At 54.6% G+C, this 23,634-nt stretch carries 23 protein-coding genes and 1 rRNA gene; 15 read left to right on the top strand and 9 right to left on the bottom strand.

What is annotated here, in order from left to right; genetic code table 11:
• Nucleotides 1-15: 15 nt before the first annotated feature.
• From fabZ to tilS, 10 genes are all read left to right on the top strand, one after another.
• Complete coding sequence (gene fabZ / locus KO1_RS19365; RefSeq protein ID WP_004098761.1) at nucleotides 16-471, top strand: 3-hydroxyacyl-ACP dehydratase FabZ; 456 nt, start codon at nucleotides 16-18, stop codon at nucleotides 469-471.
• A 3-nt stretch (nucleotides 472-474) separates the two neighbouring features.
• A complete protein-coding gene (gene lpxA / locus KO1_RS19370) occupies nucleotides 475-1,263 on the top strand; it encodes an acyl-ACP--UDP-N-acetylglucosamine O-acyltransferase (RefSeq protein WP_004110721.1) in 789 nt (262 codons plus the stop codon).
• Entirely contained in the window at nucleotides 1,263-2,411 is a 1,149-nt protein-coding gene (gene lpxB / locus KO1_RS19375; protein WP_004107922.1) for a lipid-A-disaccharide synthase, read from the top strand. Before lpxA ends, lpxB begins: the two co-directional genes overlap by 1 nt.
• The gene (gene rnhB, locus KO1_RS19380) at nucleotides 2,408-3,004 is read left to right on the top strand and encodes a ribonuclease HII (RefSeq protein WP_004107914.1); all 597 of its coding nucleotides are present in this window, start codon (nucleotides 2,408-2,410) and stop codon (nucleotides 3,002-3,004) included. Before lpxB ends, rnhB begins: the two co-directional genes overlap by 4 nt.
• Nucleotides 3,005-3,042: 38 nt before the next feature.
• Nucleotides 3,043-6,525 (top strand): DNA polymerase III subunit alpha, encoded by a 3,483-nt coding sequence (gene dnaE, locus KO1_RS19385; protein ID WP_004107913.1) that lies wholly within the window; start codon nucleotides 3,043-3,045, stop codon nucleotides 6,523-6,525.
• Nucleotides 6,526-6,537: 12 nt separating this feature from the next.
• Entirely contained in the window at nucleotides 6,538-7,497 is a 960-nt protein-coding gene (accA, locus tag KO1_RS19390; RefSeq protein WP_004107912.1) for an acetyl-CoA carboxylase carboxyl transferase subunit alpha, read from the top strand.
• A gap of 190 nt (nucleotides 7,498-7,687) precedes the next feature.
• Entirely contained in the window at nucleotides 7,688-9,478 is a 1,791-nt protein-coding gene (locus KO1_RS19395) for a chitinase (protein ID WP_004107911.1), read from the top strand.
• Nucleotides 9,479-9,554: 76 nt separating this feature from the next.
• Nucleotides 9,555-11,693: a lysine decarboxylase LdcC gene (locus tag KO1_RS19400; RefSeq protein WP_024273750.1), complete on the top strand. Its 2,139-nt coding sequence runs from the start codon at nucleotides 9,555-9,557 to the stop codon at nucleotides 11,691-11,693.
• Between the two features lie 62 nt (nucleotides 11,694-11,755).
• Entirely contained in the window at nucleotides 11,756-12,145 is a 390-nt protein-coding gene (locus KO1_RS19405; protein ID WP_004107908.1) for a VOC family protein, read from the top strand.
• Between the two features lie 63 nt (nucleotides 12,146-12,208).
• Nucleotides 12,209-13,516: a tRNA lysidine(34) synthetase TilS gene (gene tilS, locus KO1_RS19410; protein WP_064407089.1), complete on the top strand. Its 1,308-nt coding sequence runs from the start codon at nucleotides 12,209-12,211 to the stop codon at nucleotides 13,514-13,516.
• Nucleotides 13,517-13,531: 15 nt separating this feature from the next.
• Here tilS and rof read toward each other — a convergent pair whose 3' ends face one another.
• Nucleotides 13,532-13,792, bottom strand: a complete 261-nt coding sequence (gene rof, locus KO1_RS19415) for a Rho-binding antiterminator (protein ID WP_004107903.1) — start codon at nucleotides 13,790-13,792, stop codon at nucleotides 13,532-13,534.
• On the bottom strand, nucleotides 13,779-13,979 hold the full coding sequence (locus KO1_RS19420) for a YaeP family protein (protein ID WP_004107902.1): 201 nt from the start codon (nucleotides 13,977-13,979) through the stop codon (nucleotides 13,779-13,781). The genes rof and KO1_RS19420 overlap by 14 nt, the downstream gene beginning before the upstream one ends.
• Nucleotides 13,980-14,175: 196 nt before the next feature.
• On the opposite strand from KO1_RS19420, the gene KO1_RS19425 reads away from it, so the two are divergent.
• Genes KO1_RS19425 through nlpE form a run of 3 tightly spaced genes read left to right on the top strand, consistent with a single transcriptional unit; the run spans nucleotide 14,176 to nucleotide 15,874 of the window.
• Nucleotides 14,176-14,721 (top strand): YaeQ family protein, encoded by a 546-nt coding sequence (locus KO1_RS19425; protein WP_004107900.1) that lies wholly within the window; start codon nucleotides 14,176-14,178, stop codon nucleotides 14,719-14,721.
• Nucleotides 14,718-15,131, top strand: coding sequence for an alternative ribosome rescue aminoacyl-tRNA hydrolase ArfB (arfB, locus tag KO1_RS19430; RefSeq protein ID WP_004107898.1), 414 nt, complete (start codon nucleotides 14,718-14,720; stop codon nucleotides 15,129-15,131). The genes KO1_RS19425 and arfB overlap by 4 nt, the downstream gene beginning before the upstream one ends.
• 20 nt (nucleotides 15,132-15,151) lie before the next feature.
• Nucleotides 15,152-15,874, top strand: coding sequence for an envelope stress response activation lipoprotein NlpE (nlpE, locus tag KO1_RS19435; RefSeq protein ID WP_016807408.1), 723 nt, complete (start codon nucleotides 15,152-15,154; stop codon nucleotides 15,872-15,874).
• Here the strand turns inward: nlpE and KO1_RS19440 are convergent, their stop codons facing one another.
• The 7 genes from KO1_RS19440 to metN form a co-directional block, all read right to left on the bottom strand.
• Nucleotides 15,875-16,696 (bottom strand): YaeF family permuted papain-like enzyme, encoded by an 822-nt coding sequence (locus tag KO1_RS19440; protein WP_024273751.1) that lies wholly within the window; start codon nucleotides 16,694-16,696, stop codon nucleotides 15,875-15,877.
• Between the two features lie 51 nt (nucleotides 16,697-16,747).
• Entirely contained in the window at nucleotides 16,748-18,466 is a 1,719-nt protein-coding gene (proS, locus tag KO1_RS19445; protein WP_004110731.1) for a proline--tRNA ligase, read from the bottom strand.
• 110 nt (nucleotides 18,467-18,576) lie between these two features.
• A complete protein-coding gene (tsaA, locus tag KO1_RS19450; protein ID WP_004107890.1) occupies nucleotides 18,577-19,284 on the bottom strand; it encodes a tRNA (N6-threonylcarbamoyladenosine(37)-N6)-methyltransferase TrmO in 708 nt (235 codons plus the stop codon).
• The gene (rcsF, locus tag KO1_RS19455) at nucleotides 19,281-19,688 is read right to left on the bottom strand and encodes an envelope stress sensor lipoprotein RcsF (protein WP_004107888.1); all 408 of its coding nucleotides are present in this window, start codon (nucleotides 19,686-19,688) and stop codon (nucleotides 19,281-19,283) included. Before rcsF ends, tsaA begins: the two co-directional genes overlap by 4 nt.
• Before the next feature lie 107 nt (nucleotides 19,689-19,795).
• Complete coding sequence (metQ, locus tag KO1_RS19460) at nucleotides 19,796-20,611, bottom strand: methionine ABC transporter substrate-binding lipoprotein MetQ (protein WP_004107886.1); 816 nt, start codon at nucleotides 20,609-20,611, stop codon at nucleotides 19,796-19,798.
• A gap of 39 nt (nucleotides 20,612-20,650) precedes the next feature.
• Nucleotides 20,651-21,304: a methionine ABC transporter permease MetI gene (locus KO1_RS19465; protein ID WP_004098792.1), complete on the bottom strand. Its 654-nt coding sequence runs from the start codon at nucleotides 21,302-21,304 to the stop codon at nucleotides 20,651-20,653.
• Nucleotides 21,297-22,328: a methionine ABC transporter ATP-binding protein MetN gene (gene metN / locus KO1_RS19470; protein ID WP_004107883.1), complete on the bottom strand. Its 1,032-nt coding sequence runs from the start codon at nucleotides 22,326-22,328 to the stop codon at nucleotides 21,297-21,299. The genes KO1_RS19465 and metN overlap by 8 nt, the downstream gene beginning before the upstream one ends.
• Nucleotides 22,329-22,516: 188 nt before the next feature.
• Here metN and gmhB point away from each other — a divergent pair, with 188 nt between their 5' ends.
• The gene (gmhB, locus tag KO1_RS19475; protein WP_004107881.1) at nucleotides 22,517-23,083 is read left to right on the top strand and encodes a D-glycero-beta-D-manno-heptose 1,7-bisphosphate 7-phosphatase; all 567 of its coding nucleotides are present in this window, start codon (nucleotides 22,517-22,519) and stop codon (nucleotides 23,081-23,083) included.
• Between the two features lie 370 nt (nucleotides 23,084-23,453).
• Nucleotides 23,454-23,634: ribosomal RNA gene (locus KO1_RS19480) — 16S ribosomal RNA — on the top strand; the annotation flags it as partial.

The raw sequence follows: 23,634 nt of genomic DNA on the forward strand, positions 1-23,634 counted from the left end.
GACAGGAAGAGTATTTTGACTACTGACACTCATACTCTGCACATTGAAGAGATTCTGGAACTGCTGCCTCACCGTTACCCGTTCCTGCTGGTCGATCGCGTGCTGGATTTTGAAGAAGGTCGTTTTCTACGCGCAGTAAAAAATGTTTCTGTAAATGAGCCGTTTTTCCAGGGGCACTTCCCTGGTAAGCCGATTTTACCGGGCGTACTGATTCTGGAAGCGATGGCCCAGGCTACCGGCATTCTGGCATTCAAAAGCGTTGGAAAACTGGAACCGGGCGAGCTGTATTATTTTGCCGGGATTGACGAAGCGCGTTTCAAACGTCCGGTCGTGCCTGGCGATCAGATGATTATGGAAGTCACTTTTGAGAAAACCCGTCGCGGCCTGACTCGTTTCAAAGGCGTTGCGACGGTGGACGGGAAAGTGGTTTGCGAAGCAACGATGATGTGTGCCCGTAGCCGGGAGGCCTGATACGTGATTGATAAAACCGCCTTTATTCATCCTACCGCCATTGTAGAAGAAGGCGCCGTTATTGGCGCTAACGTCCACATTGGCCCGTTTTGTATTGTTGGCGCTAACGTCGAAATCGGCGAAGGCACCGTACTGAAATCTCACGTTGTCATCAACGGTCATACCAAAATTGGCCGCGACAACGAGATCTATCAGTTCGCTTCCATCGGTGAAGTTAACCAGGATCTGAAATATGCTGGCGAACCGACCCGCGTGGAAATTGGCGATCGCAACCGCATCCGCGAAAGCGTCACCATTCATCGTGGCACAGTACAGGGCGGTGGATTAACGAAGGTGGGCAGCGATAACCTGCTGATGATCAACGCCCACGTGGCGCATGATTGTACGCTTGGCGACCGCTGTATTCTGGCTAATAACGCCACCCTCGCAGGTCATGTTTCGCTGGATGATTTTGTTATCATCGGCGGCATGACTGCCGTGCATCAGTTCTGCATTATTGGCGCGCACGTGATGGTGGGCGGCTGCTCCGGCGTAGCGCAAGACGTTCCGCCGTTCGTTATTGCTCAGGGCAACCACGCAACGCCGTTTGGCGTTAACATCGAAGGGTTGAAGCGTCGCGGCTTCAGCCGTGAGGCGATCACTGCGATTCGTAACGCCTATAAGCTACTGTACCGCAGCGGTAAAACGCTGGATGAAGCGAAAGCCGAGATCGCCGAACTGGCGACACAGTATCCTGAAGTGCAGACATTTACCGACTTCTTTGCTCGCTCCACGCGCGGCCTGATTCGTTAATGGCTGAATCACGTCCCCTGACGATTGCCCTGGTCGCCGGAGAAACCTCCGGCGATATTCTTGGTGCCGGTCTTATTCGCGCGCTCAAAGCCCGTATGCCTGATGCTCGTTTTGTAGGCGTTGCCGGGCCGTTAATGCAGGCGGAAGGCTGCGAGGCCTGGTACGAGATGGAAGAGCTGGCGGTGATGGGCATTGTTGAAGTGCTGGGACGCCTGCGTCGACTGCTGCACATTCGCGCCGATCTCACCCGACGTTTTACCGAGCTTAAACCAGACGTGTTCGTCGGTATTGATGCGCCTGACTTCAATATCACCCTCGAAGGTAATCTGAAGAAGCAGGGTATCAAAACGATCCATTACGTCAGCCCATCGGTTTGGGCATGGCGGCAAAAACGCGTTTTCAAAATTGGCAGATCCACCGATCTGGTTCTGGCATTCCTGCCTTTCGAAAAAGCGTTTTATGACAAATTTAACGTTCCCTGCCGGTTTATCGGCCACACGATGGCGGATGCGATGCCGCTGGACCCGGACAAAGACGCGGCGCGCGACCGTCTGGGGATCGCGCGTGACGTACACTGCCTGGCGCTGCTGCCGGGTAGCCGTGGGGCAGAAGTCGAGATGCTCAGCGCCGACTTCCTGAAAACGGCGCAAATCCTGCGAGAATATTATCCCGATCTGGAAGTGGTCGTTCCGCTGGTCAACGCGAAGCGGCGGGAACAGTTTGAGCGTATCAAGGCGGAAACGGCGCCGGAGCTGGCCGTTCATCTACTGGATGGGCGGGCTCGCGATGCAATGATCGCCAGCGATGCTGCGCTGCTGGCCTCCGGCACGGCTGCACTGGAGTGTATGCTGGCTAAGTGCCCGATGGTAGTTGGTTATCGGATGAAGCCCTTTACCTTCTGGCTGGCGAAACGGCTGGTGAAGACCGACTACGTGTCGTTACCGAACTTACTGGCCGGGCGTGAACTGGTTAAAGAGCTGCTGCAGGATGAATGCCGACCGCAGGCGCTGGCGGAGGCGCTGAAGCCGCTGCTGGCCGACGGTAAAACCAGCCACGATATGCATGAAACCTTCCGCGCGCTGCATCAGCAGATCCGCTGCAACGCTGATGAGCAGGCGGCGGATGCAGTTCTGGAGTTAGCAAAATGATGGAATTCGTGTATCCGCATACCCATCTGGTTGCGGGAGTCGATGAAGTCGGACGCGGTCCGCTGGTTGGCGCGGTGGTGACGGCTGCGGTGATACTCGATCCGGCCAGACCGATTGTGGGTCTTAATGACTCGAAAAAGCTCAGCGAAAAACGGCGCCTGGCGCTATTTGATGAGATCAAAGAAAAAGCGCTGTGCTGGAGCCTGGGTCGGGCGGAGCCGCATGAAATCGATGAACTGAATATTTTACACGCGACCATGCTGGCCATGCAGCGCGCCGTCGCGGGTTTGCGCGTCTCCCCGGAATTTGTTCTTATTGATGGTAACCGCTGTCCGCCGCTGCCCGTACCTTCGCTGGCGGTTGTCAAAGGCGATAGCCGGGTGGCGGAAATCAGCGCCGCGTCGATTCTGGCGAAAGTCACGCGCGATGCGGAAATGGCCGCGCTGGATCGGCAATTTCCACAGTACGGCTTTGCACAACATAAAGGTTATCCCACCGCTTTTCATCTGCAAAAGCTGCTGGAACATGGCGTTATCGAGCAATACCGGCGCAGTTTTGGCCCGGTGAAACGCGCGCTGGGCCTGGCGTCCTGAACTGACACGCAAGCACTAAAGTAACGCGGAATCTGAAGATGGCTGAACCACGTTTCGTACACCTGCGGGTGCACAGCGACTATTCCATGATCGATGGTCTGGCGAAAACCGGACCGTTAGTAAAAAAGGCGGCCGCGCTCGGCATGCCTGCGCTGGCGATCACTGATTTTACCAACCTCTGCGGGCTGGTGAAGTTCTACGGAACGGGACACGGCGCCGGAATTAAACCCATAGTCGGGGCCGATTTCCACGTCCAGAGCGATCTGCTCGGCGATGAACTGAGCCAGCTTACGGTATTGGCTGCGAATAATACTGGCTATCAAAACCTGACGCTGCTGATCTCCAAAGCCTATCAGCGCGGCTACGGCGCAGCGGGCCCGATTATCGATCGCGACTGGTTGATCGAATTAAAAGAAGGCTTAATTCTGCTCTCCGGCGGGCGTATGGGCGACGTGGGCCGTAGTCTGCTGCGCGGCAATATGGCACTGGTGGATCAGTGCGTTGATTTTTATGCGCAGCATTTCCCTGATTGCTATTTCCTTGAGCTCATTCGCACCGGCCGCCAGGATGAAGAGTCTTATCTGCATGCGGCGGTGAAGCTGGCGGAAACTCGCGGCTTACCGGTGGTGGCAACCAACGACGTTCGCTTCCTTGAACCGGGCGACTTCGATGCTCATGAAATCCGCGTGGCCATCCACGACGGCTTTACCCTCGACGATCCAAAGCGTCCGCGCAACTACTCGCCGCAGCAGTATATGCGCAGCGAAGAAGAGATGTGCGAGCTCTTTTCCGATATACCCGAAGCGCTGGAAAACAGCGTTGAGATCGCCAAACGCTGTAACGTGACCGTGCGCCTTGGTGAATACTTCCTGCCGCAGTTCCCGACCGGGGATATGACCACCGAAGATTATCTGGTTAAGAAATCCAAAGAGGGTCTGGAAGAGCGCCTGGAATTCCTGTTCCCCGATCCGGAAGAGCGGATTAAACGCCGTCCTGAATATGATGAGCGTCTGGATGTTGAGCTGCAGGTGATTAACCAGATGGGGTTCCCTGGTTACTTCCTGATCGTGATGGAGTTTATCCAGTGGTCGAAGGATAACGGCGTGCCGGTGGGGCCAGGACGTGGTTCCGGTGCCGGGTCGCTGGTGGCTTACGCGCTGAAAATTACTGACCTCGACCCGCTGGAATTTGACCTGCTGTTCGAACGTTTCCTTAATCCGGAACGTGTCTCCATGCCCGACTTCGACGTTGACTTCTGCATGGAGAAACGCGACCAGGTGATTGAGCACGTTGCGGACATGTACGGTCGCGATGCGGTTTCGCAGATTATTACCTTTGGTACCATGGCGGCGAAGGCGGTAATCCGCGACGTTGGCCGCGTGCTTGGTCACCCGTACGGTTTTGTGGATCGTATTTCCAAGCTGGTGCCGCCAGACCCGGGGATGACGCTGGCGAAAGCGTTTGAAGCCGAACCGCAACTGCCGGAAATTTACGAGGCGGATGAAGAGGTTAAAGCGCTGATCGACATGGCGCGTAAGCTCGAAGGGGTCACCCGTAACGCCGGTAAACACGCAGGCGGGGTGGTGATCGCGCCGACGAAAATTACCGATTTTGCCCCGCTATACTGCGATGAAGCGGGCCAGCATCCGGTTACCCAGTTTGATAAAAACGATGTCGAATATGCCGGGCTGGTAAAGTTCGACTTCCTCGGTTTGCGTACGCTCACCATCATTAACTGGGCGCTGGAGATGATCAACGCCCGCCGCGAGAAGAACGGCGAGGGGCCACTGGATATCGCCGCTATTCCGCTCGACGATAAAAAAAGCTTCGATATGCTGCAGCGCTCGGAAACCACCGCCGTCTTCCAGCTTGAATCGCGCGGCATGAAGGATCTGATTAAGCGTCTGCAGCCCGACTGCTTCGAAGATATGATCGCCCTGGTGGCCCTGTTCCGTCCGGGGCCGCTGCAGTCGGGGATGGTGGATAACTTTATCGACCGTAAACACGGCCGTGAAGAGATATCGTATCCGGACGTACAGTGGCAGCATGAATGTCTGAAACCGGTACTGGAGCCAACCTATGGCATTATCCTGTACCAGGAACAGGTCATGCAGATCGCCCAGGAGCTTTCCGGCTATACCCTCGGCGGCGCGGATATGCTGCGTCGTGCGATGGGTAAGAAAAAACCGGAAGAGATGGCCAAGCAGCGTTCTGTCTTCGAAGAAGGCGCGAAGAAAAATGGCGTTGACGGCGAGCTGGCGATGAAGATCTTTGACCTGGTGGAGAAATTCGCCGGTTATGGCTTTAACAAATCGCACTCTGCCGCTTATGCTTTAGTGTCCTATCAGACGCTGTGGCTGAAGGCGCACTATCCGGCTGAATTTATGGCGGCGGTGATGACCGCGGATATGGATAACACCGAAAAAGTCGTCGGCCTCGTGGATGAGTGCTGGCGGATGGGGCTGAAGATTCTGCCGCCGGATATTAACTCCGGCCTGTACCATTTCCACGTTAACGACGATGGCGAAATCGTTTATGGTATCGGCGCGATTAAAGGCGTCGGCGAAGGTCCGATTGAAGCGATCATTGAAGCCCGTAATCAGGGCGGCTATTTCCGCGAACTGTTCGATCTCTGCGCGCGTACAGATATTAAAAAACTCAACCGTCGGGTGCTGGAAAAACTGATCATGTCCGGGGCCTTTGACCGCCTCGGGCCGCATCGCGCGGCGTTAATGAATTCGCTGGGCGACGCGCTGAAGGCTGCCGATCAGCACGCGAAAGCCGAAGCTATCGGTCAGGCGGACATGTTCGGCGTGCTGGCGGAAGAGCCGGAGCAAATCGAGCAGTCCTACGCCAGCTGCCAGCCGTGGCCGGAACAGGTGGTGCTGGATGGCGAAAGGGAGACCCTGGGGCTGTACCTGACCGGGCACCCGATTAACCAGTATTTGAAAGAGATCGAACGCTACGTTGGCGGCGTACGACTCAAAGACATGCATCCGACCGATCGTGGTAAAGTGACCACGGCGGCGGGGCTCGTTATTGCCGCGCGGGTCATGGTCACCAAGCGCGGCAATCGTATCGGCATCTGTACGCTGGATGACCGTTCCGGGCGTCTGGAGGTGATGCTATTCACCGACGCTCTGGATAAATACCAGCAGCTGCTGGAAAAAGACCGCATACTTATCGTCAGCGGACAGGTCAGCTTTGATGACTTCAGCGGGGGGCTTAAAATGACCGCTCGTGAAGTCATGGACATTGACGAAGCCCGGGAAAAATATGCTCGCGGGCTTGCTATCTCGCTGACGGACAGGCAAATTGATGACCAGCTTTTAAACCGACTCCGTCAGTCTCTGGAACCCCACCGTTCGGGAACTATTCCAGTACACCTCTATTATCAGAGGGCGGATGCACGCGCGCGGTTGCGTTTTGGCGCAACATGGCGCGTCTCTCCGAGCGATCGTTTACTTAACGATCTGCGTGGCCTTATCGGCTCGGAGCAGGTGGAACTGGAGTTTGACTAATACAGGAATACTATGAGTCTGAATTTCCTTGATTTTGAACAGCCGATTGCAGAGCTGGAAGCGAAAATCGATTCTCTGACTGCGGTTAGCCGTCAGGATGAGAAACTGGATATTAATATCGATGAAGAAGTGCATCGCCTGCGTGAAAAGAGCGTAGAGCTGACGCGCAAGATCTTCGCCGATCTTGGTGCATGGCAGGTTGCCCAGCTGGCCCGCCATCCACGTCGCCCATACACCCTGGATTATGTCCGCCTGGCTTTCGACGAATTCGACGAACTGGCCGGCGATCGCGCCTACGCCGATGATAAAGCTATCGTTGGCGGGATTGCGCGTCTGGACGGGCGTCCGGTGATGATTATCGGCCACCAGAAAGGGCGTGAAACCAAAGAGAAAATTCGCCGCAACTTCGGTATGCCGGCGCCGGAAGGCTATCGTAAAGCGCTGCGTCTGATGGAAATGGCCGAGCGCTTTAAAATGCCGATCATTACCTTCATCGACACCCCTGGTGCTTATCCAGGCGTCGGGGCGGAAGAACGCGGCCAGTCTGAAGCGATTGCTCGCAACCTGCGTGAAATGTCCCGTCTGAGCGTGCCGGTTATCTGCACCGTTATCGGTGAAGGCGGCTCCGGCGGCGCGCTGGCGATTGGCGTCGGTGATAAAGTGAATATGCTGCAGTACAGCACCTATTCCGTTATCTCCCCGGAAGGCTGTGCGTCCATTCTATGGAAAAGCGCTGACAAAGCGCCGTTGGCCGCTGAAGCGATGGGAATTGTTGCTCCGCGTCTGAAAGAGCTGAAGCTCATTGACTCCATCATTCCTGAACCGCTGGGCGGCGCGCATCGTAATCCGGAAGCGATGGCAGCCTCACTGAAAGAACAGCTGTTGGCCGATCTGGCTGACCTCGACGTGCTTGGCGAGGAAGAACTGCTGAACCGCCGCTACCAACGCCTGATGAGCTACGGCTACGCCTGATTATTGATCTCATTTTTCAACGCTAAGGGTCGGATTTTCCGGCCCTTTTTTTATGTGTTGTTTATTGAGATGACGTGAGAAGAACAAGAGCTAATGTGATTAGCCGATGATGCCGCACTCCCTTAAAACAGTAGCGACTGCCTGGTACTGCAACCCGGCAGGCCGTTAACAAGGATAAAGGAGAAGTTCTATGGCATTGCACAAAACCGTCGCGATAAGCGCCGTGGCCGCAGGGATCATGTTAAGCCTGGGGGCCGCACAGGCTGCACCGCTGCTGGGCGCAACGGAAGCGACAACCATGAAAGCGAGCGACCTGGCCGCTAAAGAAAAAGCCTTAACCGACTTTCCGCTGATGGAGTCGGTTAAATCATCAATTCAAACCCTGCCTAACAGCGAAGTGGAGAAAATCGCACCGGGCCTGGCGAGCAACCCGGCGAACGTTAAGCGTGTGGAAAGCATCCTTTCAGAACAGGATTGGGAATATCTGTTCCCGATGCGCGCCGCAGAATATACCTACTCTAATTTTCTGAAAGCTATTGGTAAATTCCCTGCCGTGTGCGGAACCTATACCGACGGACGCGACAGCGATGCCATCTGCCGTAAATCGCTGGCAACCATGTTTGCCCACTTTGCTCAGGAGACCGGCGGCCATGAAAGCTGGCGTGATATTCCCGAATGGCGTCAGGCGCTGGTTTATCTGCGTGAGGTTGGCTGGGTTGAAGGTCAGAAGGGCGGCTATAACGGCGAATGCGATCCCTCTATCTGGCAGGGGCAGACCTGGCCATGCGGTAAAGATAAAGACGGCGACTACCTGAGCTACTTCGGCCGCGGAGCGAAACAGCTGTCCTATAACTACAACTATGGTCCGTTCTCCGATGCAATGTACGATGGCGACGTTCGTCCGCTGCTGGATAAACCGGAGCTGGTGGCGGATACCTGGATGAACCTGGCGAGCGCCGTCTTCTTCTTCGTTTATCCGCAGCCGCCGAAGCCCTCTATGCTGCACGTCATCGACGGAACCTGGGTTCCAAACGATCATGATAAAGCAAATGGCCTGGTCGAAGGCTTTGGGGTAACCATTCAGATTATCAACGGCGGCGTTGAGTGCGGCGGAGCGGAAGAGAACGCGCAGTCTCTTAACCGTATTGCTTACTACAAAGAGTTCGCAAACTACCTCAAAGTGCCGATTGCCGACGACGAAGTTCTCGGTTGTAAGAATATGAAGCAGTTCGATGAAGGCGGTGCGGGCGCATTGCCGATTTACTGGGAAGAGGATTGGGGATGGAGTCCGGACACCGCTGACGGCAAGACTAACGCCTGCCAGTTGGTGGGCTATCAGACGCCGTATACCGCTTTTAAAGAGGGCGACTATGCGAAGTGTGTGCAGAGCCACTTCAACGTTAATATCGTTGATGACAGCGGCCAGTCCGAGGATATTACGCCGGTCAAGCCTGACGATACCACACCTGCGCAGGAGACGAACGTGGCGCCGGTGGCTCGCATCGCCGGTCCGATTGGCGCAATTGAAGCTGGTGCCAGGGTTTCTCTGAGCGCGGAAGGTTCTACCGATGCGAACGGCGACAAGCTAAGCTACACCTGGATGTCTCAGGACGGCCAGACCCTTAGCGGACAGGATAAAGCCGTAATTACCTTCACCGCACCGGAAAAAGATCGCGATGCCCAGTATGTGGTTAGCCTGACGGTAAGCGACGGTTCGTTGTCCAGCACGGCAACTTACACTCTGAACGTCAAGGCCAAAGCCGCTGCTGCGGACGAAACGACGGATGGCAAAGATAGCGATACCATTAGCTATCCTTCCTGGAGCAGTACCCAGACATGGAAAGAGGGCGATATCGTCAATAACCACGGCGCGCTGTATCAGTGTAAACCGCTTCCGGAAGGAGCATGGTGCAACGTGGCGCCGACTTACTATGAGCCTGGCGCCGGCATTGCCTGGGGCGATGCGTGGAAGGCGTTGTAATAGAGATAAATCCGCCAGCGCTAAGCGCTGGCGGGGTGCTATTATGCTTTCCTTAGGTCAATTCCTGGAGGAAAGCGTGAATATTATTGCGATCATGGGTCCCCACGGCGTCTATTATAAAGACGAACCGATGAAAGAACTGGAAGCTGCCCTGCAACGGCAAGGTTTCCAGACCATCTGGCCGCAAAATAGCGCCGACCTTTTGCAGTTTATTGAGCATAATCCGCGGATCTGCGGAGTCATTTTCGATTGGGATGAGTACAGCGTGGATCTGTGCAGCGATATCAATCGTTTAAATGAGTATCTGCCGCTGTACGCCTTTATCAACGCCCATTCGACGATGGACGTCAGCAGTCAGGACCTGCGTATGACGCTATGGTTCTTTGAATATGCGCTGGGGCTTTCGGAAGAGATCGCTACCCGCATCGGTCAATACACCCGCGAATACCTCGACAACATCACCCCGCCGTTTACCCGGGCGCTGTTTAACTACGTACAGGAGGGAAAATATACCTTCTGTACGCCTGGACATATGGGCGGATCGGCCTATCAAAAAAGCCCGGTGGGTTGTCTGTTTTATGATTTCTTTGGCGGTAATACCTTAAAGGCCGACGTCTCTATTTCCGTGACGGAGCTGGGGTCGCTGCTCGATCATAGCGGCCCGCATCTGGAGGCCGAGGAGTATATTGCCCGCGCCTTCGGCGCCGAGCAGAGCTATATGGTCACCAACGGAACCTCGACGTCGAATAAAATTGTTGGTATGTATTCTGCCCCGGCGGGCAGTACCCTGCTTATCGATCGCAACTGCCATAAATCGTTGGCCCATTTACTGATGATGAGCGATGTGGTGCCGCTATGGCTGAAACCGACGCGCAACGCGCTAGGGATCCTCGGCGGCATACCCAAGCGTGAATTTACCCGCGATAGTATTCAACAAAAAGTCAACGCCACCGGCGGCGCCGGGTGGCCGGTTCATGCGGTGATCACTAACTCCACCTATGACGGGCTGCTGTATAACACGACCTGGATCAAAGAGACCCTCGACGTGTCGTCAATCCACTTTGACTCCGCCTGGGTACCCTACACTCATTTCCATCCGATCTATCAGGGGAAAAGCGGGATGAGCGGCGATCGCATCCCGGGCAAAGTGATCTTTGAAACGCAGTCGACGCACAAAATGCTGGCGGCGCTATCGCAGGCTTCGCTGATTCATATTAAAGGCAGCTACGATGAAGATACCTTCAATGAAGCCTTCATGATGCATACCTCGACCTCACCGAGCTACCCGATCGTTGCCTCTATTGAAACGGCGGCAGCCATGCTGCGGGGTAATTCCGGCAGGCGACTGATCCAGCGTTCGATTGAGCGGGCGCTGGATTTTCGTAAAGAGGTGCAGCGATTACGCGAGGAGTCTGACGGTTGGTTCTTTGATATCTGGCAGCCGGAAGAGATTGGTGAAGCGCAGTGCTGGCCGGTTTCGCCCGGTGAACAGTGGCACGGTTTTCAGGATGCCGATAGCGACCATATGTACCTCGATCCGGTGAAAGTGACGATTCTGACGCCCGGCATGGATGAGCAGGGTAATATGGATAATGAAGGTATACCGGCGGCGCTGGTGGCGAAATTCCTTGATGAGCGCGGCGTGGTCGTCGAGAAAACGGGCCCGTACAACCTGCTGTTCCTTTTTAGTATTGGTATAGATAAAACCCGAGCGATGGGACTGTTGCGCGGATTGACTGAGTTCAAACGCTCTTACGATCTCAATTTGCGAGTGAAAAATATGCTGCCGGATCTGTACGCTGAAGATCCGGATTTTTACCGCAATATGCGCATTCAGGATCTGGCGCAGGGTATTCATCGTCTGATTCGCCAGCACCAGCTCTCGCAGCTGATGCTTAGCGCCTTTGACGTCCTGCCGGAGATGAAAATGACGCCGCATCAGGCCTGGCAGCGGCAGATCAAAGGTGAAGTGGAAACTATCGAACTGGAAAATCTGGTCGGGCGTATTTCAGCGAATATGATCCTACCGTACCCGCCCGGCGTGCCGCTGCTGATGCCCGGTGAGATGATCGCCGAAGAGAGCCGCGCGGTGCTCAATTTCCTGCTCATGCTGTGCTCTATTGGTCGCCACTATCCGGGCTTCGAAACCGATATCCACGGCGCGAAACGCGATGAAGATGGGGTGTACTGGGTTCGAGTCTTAAAAAATGACTAAGCGCTTGCGCAATAATGAACTGAGCGAGTAACGTTGTTGGCTTCAACAGGAGGAGTGGTACCATGCTGGGTTTAAAACGGGTTCACCATATCGCTATCATTGCGACGGATTATGCGAAGAGTAAAGCGTTTTACTGCGACATCCTGGGGTTCACCCTGCAGGGGGAGTTTTATCGCGCAGAGCGTGATTCCTGGAAAGGCGATCTGGCGCTGAATGGTGAATATGTCATTGAACTGTTTTCATTCCCGTTTCCTCCCTCGCGTCCGAGTCGCCCCGAAGCCTGCGGGTTACGCCATCTGGCGTTTAGCGTCGATGATGTCGATGCCGCTGTGGCTCATCTTGAGGCGCACGGTGTGCCTTGTGAAGGGGTTCGTATCGACCCTTTTACCGGTAAGCGTTTCACCTTTTTTAACGATCCGGACGGGCTGCCGCTGGAGATTTATCAGCAGTAATTCTTGTCAGCGCGTGTTCTGGCGGGTAACGTGCCGAACACGCTTACCTCAGTTAGTACTCTCATGATGATGATCCCGGACATTGCGCACACGCTTCAGCCGCACCGCCATTTTTTAGTGGCCTTTAGCGGCGGGCTGGATTCGAGCGTGCTTTTGTATCGCCTGGTGCTCTGGCGCGAGCAGGATCCCACCGTTCGCCTGAGGGCGATACATATTCACCACGGGCTCAGCGCCAACGCCGACGACTGGGTGGCGCACTGCCAGCAAATGTGCCAGCAGTGGCAGGTGCCGATTCTGGTAGAGCGGGTCGCGCTCGCCGATGAGGGGTTGGGAATTGAGGCTCATGCGCGGCAGGCGCGCTACCAGGCATTTCGTTCGGCGCTGGCGCCCGGCGAAGCGCTGGTGACCGCGCAGCATCTTGACGACCAGTGCGAAACCTTCCTGTTAGCCCTTAAGCGGGGAAGCGGCCCTACCGGGCTCTCGGCGATGGCCGGCGAGTCCGATTTTGCCGGGACGAAACTGCTGCGCCCGCTGCTTCACGAAAGCCGTGACTCCCTCCATCAGTGGGCGATGGCCCGTCAGCTCAGCTGGATTGAAGACGAAAGCAACCAGGATGACGCTTACGATCGCAACTTTCTCCGCCTGCGGATTCTCCCGCTGCTTCATGCACGCTGGCCGCACTTTGCCGAGGCCGTGGCGCGCAGCGCCAGCCTGTGCGGCGAACAGGAACAGCTGCTGGATGAAATGCTGGCCGCCGAGCTGGCAACGCTGGTTGCTGAGGACAGTTCGTTAACTATCGCTCCGTTGACGACTATGAGCGCACCTCGGCGGGCCGCGCTGCTGCGCCGCTGGCTGGCTGGGCTCAATGCACCAATGCCTTCGCGCGAGGTGCCGGAGCGTATCTGGCGTGAAGTGGCGATGGCGCGCGAGGATGCGTTTCCCTGTTTGCGCCTTGGTCCGTTTACCGTTCGCCGCTACCAGCAGCGTCTGTACTGGGTGAGATATATTCCAGGCCAGAGTGAGACAATGCTGGAGTGGCGCGATACTGCCAGCCCGCTGCCGTTGCCTGACGGTCTCGGCGAGCTGAGTTTACTGTCCGGCGGGCCGTTACGCGGGCCGCGCGAGGGAGAAGCCGTTACTGTTCGCTTTCGTGCCAGCGGTAATCTGCATATCGTGGGTCGCAACGGTGGTCGCAAGCTGAAAAAAATCTGGCAGGAGCTGGGCGTTGCGCCCTGGCGGCGCGATACGACTCCGCTACTGTTCTATGGCGAAACGCTTATTGCCGCCGCCGATGGTCTGTTTATTACCGTCGATGGGAAAGTTCAGGAAAGTGAAGGCTTACAGATGAGATGGAGGAAAACGGGCGGCTAGGCCACCCGTTTTGATTCAGGACTCGCTAACGACTACCGTACCGATTTGCGGATGGCTGAAGCTGGCGATTTTATCCAGGCGCAGTTCGCGGACGTTCCCGGCGAGCTCTACGACCAGATACTCGATATTTTTGCGCGAGATAAGATCGTTGGCCTTCGCTTGCAGCTGTTCGCCATCTTTGAGCTCCAGCGCCAGGACCAGATGGTGCTGACAGGCAAGTTCGAGGTTGTCATAATCATCGCAATTGATGGGTTGATAAGTATCATTCATTGACATAATCGCTCACCAGTAAGTTTGCCGCCGCATATGCGGCCTTTTCCCTGACTGACTCAGCAAGGGCCTGATCCGCCGCAACCTCATTCAATACTTTCAACACGCAACCTAGCGCATCCGGGATATACCCAAGGTCCCCGCTGGCTATTTCCGCATACCGCTTGCGTATTAACTCACAATATTTTTCCACATGCCCTCCTGTCAGCGTTCTGACTTAACCGTGGGATGTAAGTTTAAGCCTACGAAGATAAACTCTGTTTAGCAAGGTGACTATACCATAGTCATTTAAGCAATATCAGCAGGATGAGACGCGATCCGTCGATTGCTGACAGCCTTTTGCCGTCAGTTTCGCTACAATGTACGCCATTTTTATCAGGAGTAGAGTCATGGCGCTGAAAGCGACGATTTATAAAGCGACGGTGAACGTAGCCGACCTGGACCGTAACCAGTTTCTGGATGCCAGTTTGACGCTTGCCCAGCATCCGTCAGAAACCCAGGAGCGCATGATGCTGCGCCTGCTGGCGTGGATTAAATACGCCGACGAGCGTCTGCAGTTTACCCGCGGTTTATCTTCCGACGATGAAGCGGAACTCTGGCTGCTTAACGATCATCTGGGCGTGGATCTGTGGATTGAACTAGGGCTACCGGACGAGCGGCGAATTAAAAAAGCCTGCTCGCGGGCCCAGCAGGTGGCGCTGTTCGCCTATAATAGTCGGGCGGCAGAAATCTGGTGGCAGCAAAACCAGAACAAAATGGCTCAGTTTTCGAAGCTGTCGGTGTGGTATTTGGATGATACTCAGCTGGCGCAGCTCAGCGCTTTTGCCGATCGGACCATGTCGCTGCAGGCGACCATCCAGGACGGCGCTATCTGGTTATCTGACGCTAAGAATAATCTGGAAATTCATTTAACGGCCTGGCAAACACCCGCATGATTACGATTAGCCGCAGCGTCGCGATTGCGGAGGACGAGATTTCACTTTCCGGCATACGCGCGCAGGGCGCGGGCGGTCAGCACGTGAATAAGTCCTCAACGGCTATTCATTTGCGCTTTGATATTAAAGCCTCGAGCCTGCCTGACTATTATAAGGAACGTCTGCTTACCGCCAGCCACCACTTAATTTCTGCCGAGGGTGTGGTTATCATTAAGGCTCAGGAATATCGCAGCCAGGAAATGAATCGTGAAGCGGCAATTGCGCGTCTGGTTGCCCTAATACAAGAATTAACCGCCGTGCAGAAGAGCCGCCGGGAGACGCGACCAACCAGGGCCTCGAAAGAGCGCCGACTGGCTTCAAAGGCGCAAAAATCCTCAGTTAAAGCGCTGCGTGGAAAGGTTCGCCAGTAAGAATATGGCGAACCGGTGGAATGGATGATAAGGAATTTACAGTGAAGAAAATCGTATTTTCAGTCGTGGCGGCCTGTTCGCTCTTTGCCCTGTTCGGCTGTAACCATCGTACGGAAATGGAAACGTTACAGCCGGCGCCGATGGAAGAGCTAAAACCGATGCAGCAGAGCTGGCGCGGCGTGCTGCCGTGCGCCGACTGCGAAGGGATTGAAACCTCGCTCTTTCTTGAGAAAGACGGCACCTGGGTGATGAATGAACGATATCAGGGCGTTAGCCGCGAACCTTCCTCTTTTGCTTCATATGGTACCTGGGCGCGCACGGCTGATAAGCTGGTGCTGACCGACAGCAAAGGCGAGAAGTCTTATTATCGGGCGAAGGGCGATAAGCTGGAAATGCTCGATCGCGACGGTAACCCCATCGAGTCGACGCTGAACTATACGCTTGAATCAGTCAAAGCCAGTCTGCCCATCACGCCAATGGCGATGCGCGGAATGTACTTCTATATGGCGGATGCGGCGACCTTTACCGATTGCGCGACCGGCAAGCGAGTGGCTGTCGCCAATAATGCTCAGCTCGAGCGTGATTATGCCGCTGCGCGCGGTACGGATACTCGACCGGTGCTGCTGGTGGTTGAGGGGCACTTTACGCTGGAAGCGAATCCGGATTCGGGAGCGCCGGTTAAAGTTCTGGCGGTGGATTCACCCGGCAAGTTTTATCAAAAAGAAGACTGCAATTCTCGTTAATTAATTGAGTCCTACGAGGCGGCTTGTCTTGATATAAATTCCCAATTTAAGATGCCCGATATACTGCAATTGTGTTTCGGGCTTAAAGTTTGCCACATCCCCCTCACGCATATGAAGCAAGTCTGATGGGCTAATCCAGCCCGGTTGAGCCAGGGTCAGCGGGTGTCCGGCCTTCGCGAAGGCATCGCTGACAAACTCCGAACAAAACCACATTTTTTTGTCCCCGGATGCTGCATCGCTCAGCTGGGCCTTGGCCAGACCGTTCACGCACTGCTGGCGGAAATCTTTTGAGAAGGGATTCAGGGTGCATAGCTGTTTGGTGACCATAAAGGGCACAAATTCAATAATGCCGCGATAGTTATAGGCGCTGTTTCTGTTTTTATAGGCGAAATTTTTAATGCCAGCGGCCTGTTGCGGCGTGAGGTCAGGCGCTCTTAGGGCAAACAGCTTATCGCTGTGCTGCATCGCTTGCCGGAGAGGCACAACCTGCACCCCAGCACCGGTTGCCTCTGCAACCTGGTTATCACCGATATAGATAGCGACATGGCTAACGGAGGATGTGCTAAGAGCACGAATCCCCAGGGACGTCACGCCAAAGCTGGAAGAGAAAAGGAGATCGCCGGGGAGCAGATCTTGTGCGTTAATTTCAGTCAGCGTGTTATTAGCCACCGAGCTCTGGCGCTGAAGCTTAATCGCCCATTGCTGCGATGGTTGCTTAATAGTGGAAGCGGAAGGCACGGACCGGCTGACGTCTACCGTGCAGGCAGAAAGTAAGAACGATACGGGAAAAAGCAGGACATGATTAGCCCGTCGTTTAGCCATGATTACAATCCTTGTAAAAAAGAGGCTCTGAAACCAGAGCCTCTTTTGGCGTTAACCTTTAATTTGTTGTACCAGGTAATTCACGATATCGCCGGTTTTAATCAGCTGTTTCTCGCCGCTGCGGCGATATTTATATTCAATATCGTCGTTGTCGAGGTTACGGTCGCCCAGCACGATAGTATGCGGAATTCCGATAAGCTCCATATCGGCGAACATCACGCCCGGACGCTCTTTACGGTCATCCATCAGCACTTCGATGCCCAGCGCGGTTAGCTCAGCATACAGCTTCTCAGCCAGCTCCTGCACGCGATAGGATTTGTGCATGTTCATCGGCAGAATCGCAACCTGGAACGGGGCGATAGCTTCCGGCCACAAGATCCCGCGCTCGTCAAAGTTCTGCTCAATGGCTGCCGCCACCACGCGAGTCACCCCGATACCGTAGCAGCCCATAGTCAGGATCTGATTACGGCCATCTTCGCCCTGTACGGAGGCTTTCATCGCTTCAGAGTACTTGGTACCCAGCTGGAAGATGTGGCCCACTTCGATACCGCGTTTAATCAACAGCGTGCCTTTACCGTCCGGGCTCGGGTCACCGGCCACTACGTTACGGATATCTGCCACTTCAGGAGTGGCGACGTCGCGATCCCAGTTGATGCCGAAGTAGTGTTTACCGTCAATGTTCGCGCCCGCGGCGAAATCGCTCATGGCGGCAACGGTACGGTCAATAATCACCGGAACAGGCATATTAACCGGGCCAAGAGAACCGGGACCCGCTTTCACCAGCGCGCGAATCTCTTCTTCGGTTGCGAAGGTCAGCGGGCTGGCGACCTGCGGCAGTTTTTCCGCTTTGACTTCGTTCAGTTCATGATCGCCGCGAACCAGCAGGGCTATCAGCGAATACTCACTGTCTTCTACTGCTTTTACAAGCAGGGTTTTCACGGTTTTTTCAATCGGCAAATTGAACTGCTCGACCAGCTCGGCGATGGTTTTAGCGTCAGGCGTATCGACCAGGGTCATTTCCTGCGTGGCGGCCGCGCGCGGCTCTTTCGGCGCAACGGCTTCGGCGAACTCAATATTGGCCGCGTAGTCAGAAGAGTCAGAGAAAATGACGTCATCTTCACCGCTCTGCGCCAGTACCTGGAATTCGTGAGATGCGCTGCCGCCGATAGAACCGGTGTCAGCCTGTACCGCGCGGAAATCCAGCCCCATACGGCTGAAGATTTTGCTGTACGCGGCGTACATCGCGTCGTAGGTCTCCTGCAGCGATTCCTGAGAGGTATGGAAAGAGTAAGCATCTTTCATCAGGAATTCACGGGAACGCATTACGCCGAAACGCGGGCGAACTTCGTCACGGAATTTGGTCTGGATCTGATAGAAGTTCAGCGGCAGCTGTTTGTAAGAGCTCAGCTCATTACGAATCAGGTCGGTGATGACTTCTTCATGAGTCGGGCCGAGTACGAACGGACGTTCGCCACGGTCAGCAATACGCAGCAGTTCCGGGCCGTACTGTTCCCAACGACCACTCTCTTGCCACAGCTCAGAGGGCTGAACTACCGGCATTAACACCTCGATTGCACCAGCGTTGTTCATCTCTTCACGCACGATGTTTTCGACTTTTTTCAGGACGCGCACGCCGGTCGGCAGCCAGGTATATAACCCAGAGGCCAGCTTGCGGATCATCCCGGCGCGCAGCATCAGCTGATGGCTGATAACCTCGGCGTCGGCAGGTGTCTCCTTCAGAGTGGAGAGCAGGTATTGGCTAGTACGCATGTTGTTACGGTTCCATTTGGACGATCGATACAGGCTGGAAGCCAGCCTGACACAAAAAAGTGGTTTAGTTTACCAGTGTGGCAAAGATGCCAAAAGAGAGGAGAATAAAATTAGCGTGCTTCGAGAGAAAAGACTTCAAAACCGGACGAAATCACCCGCCAGCGCACGTTAAAATCCAGCAGCCAGACGGCGTAGGTTTTTCCCGGCTCCTCTTCTTTGCGGTATGCCGGTCGCGGATCCTGCGCCAGAACTTCGCTAATAAACGACTTAAGACGAGGATAGCGTCGCTCCAGCGTTAAAATTTGCGCTTCTGTATCCGGCGTGAAACTCACCGCTACTTCCGCCCCTGGAGCCTCCTGAGCATAGCTTGCGCTGGCATCCGGCAGTGCTTCGGCAAAGGGCAGGTAAGGTTTGATATCCACGACCGGCGTTCCATCTACCAGGTCCAGGCTGCCTAACTCAAGCACGACGTGTTCTTTCTGGCAGCGAATACCTTTTAGCTCGACCAGAGACATACCGATTGGATTAGGACGAAAGGTCGAACGGGTAGCGAATACGCCCATTCGCGCGTTACCGCCGAGGCGGGGAGGGCGGACGGTAGGACGCCAGCCGCCTTCCATGGTCTGATGAAACACAAACAGGACCCACAGATGGCTGAAATTTTCCAGGCCGCGTACGGCATCGGCCTGGTTATAGGGAGGCAAGAGGTGTAATTCGCCGCCGCCGTTTTTAACCAGCCCGGGCTGGCGGGGAACGGCAAATTTTTCTTTATAGGGCGAGCGAATAACGCCTATCTGCGCAAACTGAAAAGCACTCATTGCGCCGTAACGTTAAGCGCTGATCCCAGGCAAACGGCCTGGCGGTAGCAGCCCGGGGTTCCGCTGGTCACTTCGCAGCGGTGCAGCAGCACAGCGTTGGCTTTCATTCTTGCCGCATTAATCTGCATACGCTTGCGAGCCGTCGGGATATTGGGCGGAGAGTCTTGATTAGAGGCCTGACATGATTCACCGGTGACTTCACCCAGTTCGCGGAAAGGTTTACCCACCAACTCTGTTGCATCGGTATAGATTCTTACCGGGGCCGGGCGCGTCGCTTTCGGTTTGGCCGGTTCCGATTTGGCTGGCTGAGTGACCGTACTTTGCACAGGTTCGACTGGCGATCTGCTTAGCATGGAACAACCGCTTAACATGAGTGCTAACAAACAGACCGGTAAAGCACGCATAGTATTTCCTCAATAAATAATAAAACAGGGCGCTATTGAATCAGGTGCTTGCATAAATGACAAGACGGGCATAAGCCCGTCCTGAATGATATTACGCTGAGAATAGATTACCAGCCTTTCACCGCGCCGCCGTTAAAGATTTTGTTGGCTGCTTCGTAAACTTCGTCACTCTGGTAAGCCTGAACAAATTTCTTAACATTTTCCGCATCTTTGTTGTCTTCGCGAGCGACAATCAGGTTCACGTACGGAGACTCTTTACCTTCGACAAAAATACCGTCTTTTGCCGGGGTCAGGCCAATCTGGCTGGCGTAGGTGGTATTAATAACCGCCAGTGCGATCTGCGCATCATCCAGAGAGCGCGGCAGCTGCGGGGCTTCCAGCTCAACAATTTTCAGGTTTTTCGGGTTTTCAATAATATCCAGTGAGGTTGGCAGCAGACCAACGCCTTCTTTCAGTTTGATCAGACCAACCTGCTGCAGCAGCAGCAGAGATCGGCCAAGGTTGGTTGGATCGTTAGGAATGGCGACCTGCGAGCCCGGCTGCAGCTCATCCAGCGATTTGATTTTTTTCGAGTAACCGGCAATGGGATAGACAAACGAGTTGCCGACGGAAACCAGCTTGTAGCCGCGGTCTTTAATCTGCTGGTCCAGATACGGTTTATGCTGGAAGGCATTAACGTCAATATCGCCTTTGCTCAGCGCTTCGTTAGGCAGCACGTAATCGTTGAAGGTAACCAGTTCAACATCGAGGCCGTATTTATCTTTTGCTACTTTCTGCGCAACCTCAGCAACCTGCTGTTCCGCGCCGACGATCACGCCGACTTTGATGTGGTTTGGATCCTTTTCGTCCTGACCGCAACCCACCAGCGCCAAAGAACCGATTAACGCGCCGACTGCCGCAAAGGTTTTGAAATTAAAGGCCATGTTATTTCCTTCCTGTAAGATTCTGTATTGTGTGTGATGTTATTTGTGAGTCACAGCCCGGACGATACGATCGCCAGAGAATTGAATTAAATAAACCAGAATAACCAGCAACACCAGCACGGTATTCATTACCGTTGCATTGTAGCCGATATAACCGTACTGATAGCCAATCTGTCCCAGGCCGCCGGCACCGACGGCACCGCCCATGGCGGAATAGCCAACCAGCGTGATAAGGGTAATCGTTGCCGCATTCACCAGACCCGGAAGCGCTTCCGGCAGAAGAACCTTACGCACGATCTGCATCGGCGTTGCGCCCATCGCGCGGGATGCTTCGATAAGGCCGGTTGGGATCTCCAGCAGGGCGTTTTCCACCATGCGGGCGATAAACGGCGCGGCGCCAACCGTCAGCGGGACAATGGCAGCCTGCAGGCCAATCGACGTGCCAACAATCACGCGAGTGAATGGGATCATCCACACCAGCAGGATAATAAAAGGAATCGAACGGAAAATGTTCACCACCGCCGAAAGCGTGCGGTAGAGCTTCGCATTAGCGACAATTTGCCCGGGACGGGTGACGTACAGCAGCACGCCGACCGGCAGGCCAAGAACAAAACCGAAGAAGCCGGAGACAAACGTCATGGCCAGCGTTTCCCATACGCCGCGAACCAGCAGCCAGATCATTGGTTCAGACATATCCCAGTACCTCTACTTTTACATGATGTTCCTGCAACCAGGCGATCGCGGCCTGGGTATCTTCCTGCGAGCCGTGCATCTCGGTCAGCATGATGCCGAACTTGACGCCGCCCGCGTAATCCATCTGCGCGCTAATAATGTTGTTATTCACATTAAAACGACGGGCAGTCTCCGAAAGCAGCGGGGCATCTACGGAATGACCGGTAAACTCCATGCGCAGCATAGGCACGCTATCGGCAAGAGCCTCAGGTTTAAGGCGGGCCTGATAATCATCCGGGATATCAAGGTGCAGCGTTGACTGGATAAACTGCTGCGCCAGAGGCGTTTTGGGATGAGAGAACACCTCGCTCACCGTATCCTGCTCAATAAGCTGGCCGTTGCTGATAACGGCAACGCAATCACAGATGCGTTTAACGACATCCATTTCGTGGGTAATCAGCAAAATCGTCAGGCCCAGGCGACGGTTGATATCCTTCAGCAGTTCCAGAATCGAACGCGTAGTGGCCGGGTCCAGCGCGCTGGTGGCTTCGTCGCAGAGCAGGACTTTTGGATTGCTCGCCAGCGCACGGGCGATGGCCACGCGCTGCTTTTGCCCGCCGGAGAGATTCGCCGGATAGCTATCGTGTTTATCTCCCAGACCGACGAGATCCAGCAGCTCGGTCACCCGACGCTTGATTTCATCTTTAGAGGTATTGTCGAGCTCCAGAGGCAACGCCACGTTACCGAACACGGTACGTGAGGCAAGCAGGTTAAAGTGCTGGAAAATCATACCAATCTGGCGGCGAGCGCGAGTCAGCTCTTTTTCTGAAAGCGCCGTCAGCTCCTGGCCGTCGACCTGGACGCTGCCCTGCGTTGGACGTTCAAGCAGGTTTACGCAGCGGATTAACGTACTTTTACCCGCGCCGGAAGCGCCGATGACGCCATAAATTTGTCCGGCAGGAACATGCAGGCTGACATCGTTCAGCGCCTGTATGCTGCGGTTCCCCTGCTGGAACACTTTGGTGATATTCGAAAGTTTAATCATCAGTTATTTATTATCATTTAGCCGTTTGCCGTGGCATTTTCTTCTGCCGTGTCCAGGCGATGCCTGTCAATGAAATGGATGTTAAGGCATCCAGACGTCTAAATCAATCTGACTCTGTATAATGAGCACTTTCTTGCGTCCGGAAACATGCGATACTAGGCGAATTAGCCTTTATCAGGAGCAAACCGGTGGCAATGTCAGTACCCGCAATTTTTCTTGACCGTGATGGCACGATTAATGTCGATCACGGATACGTCCATGAAATCGACAATTTTGAATTTATCGATGGCGTCATTGACGCGATGCGTCAATTAAAGGAGATGGGCTATGCGCTGGTGCTGGTGACCAACCAGTCCGGTATCGCCCGCGGCAAGTTTACTGAAGAGCAGTTTGAAACGCTGACGGAGTGGATGGACTGGTCGCTGGCCGATCGCGGCGTTGACCTGGATGGCATCTATTATTGTCCTCACCATCCGCAGGGAACCGTTGAAGAGTTTCGCCAGACCTGCGACTGCCGTAAACCGCATCCGGGAATGCTCATCTCGGCGCGCGACTACCTGCACATTGATATGGCGGCGTCATATATGGTGGGCGATAAAATTGAAGATATGCAGGCGGCCTTAGCGGCGGAAGTTGGCACGAAAGTATTGGTACGCACCGGTAAACCCGTCACTCCAGAAGCGGAAAGTGCTGCCGATTGGGTGCTAAACAGCCTGGCAGACCTGCCGGATGCGATTAAAAAGCGGCAGAAATAGGCGTTGTGTATAAAAGATGAGCGGTTGAAATAAAAATGCATTTTACCGCTTGTCACCGCCAAATAACTCCCTATAATGCGCTCCCACTGACACGGCAGATGTGAATCACTTCACACAAACAGCCGGTTGGTTGAAGAGAAAAAATCCTGAAAAACGGGGTTGACTCTGAAAGAGGAAAGCGTAATATACGCCACCTCGCAACGGTGAGCGAAAGCCGCGTTGCACTGCTCTTTAACAATTTATCAGACAATCTGTGTGGGCACTCAAAGTGACATGGATTCTTAACGTCCTCGGACGAAAAATGAATACCAAGTCTCAAAGAGTGAACACGTAATTCATTACGAAGTTTAATTCTACGAGCATCAAACTTAAATTGAAGAGTTTGATCATGGCTCAGATTGAACGCTGGCGGCAGGCCTAACACATGCAAGTCGAACGGTAGCACAGAGAGCTTGCTCTCGGGTGACGAGTGGCGGACGGGTGAGTAATGTCTGGGAAACTGCCCGATGGAGGGGGATAACTACTGGAAACGGTAGCTAATACCGCATAAT

Source organism: Klebsiella oxytoca NBRC 105695 (assembly GCF_001598695.1).
GTDB lineage: Bacteria > Pseudomonadota > Gammaproteobacteria > Enterobacterales > Enterobacteriaceae > Klebsiella > Klebsiella oxytoca.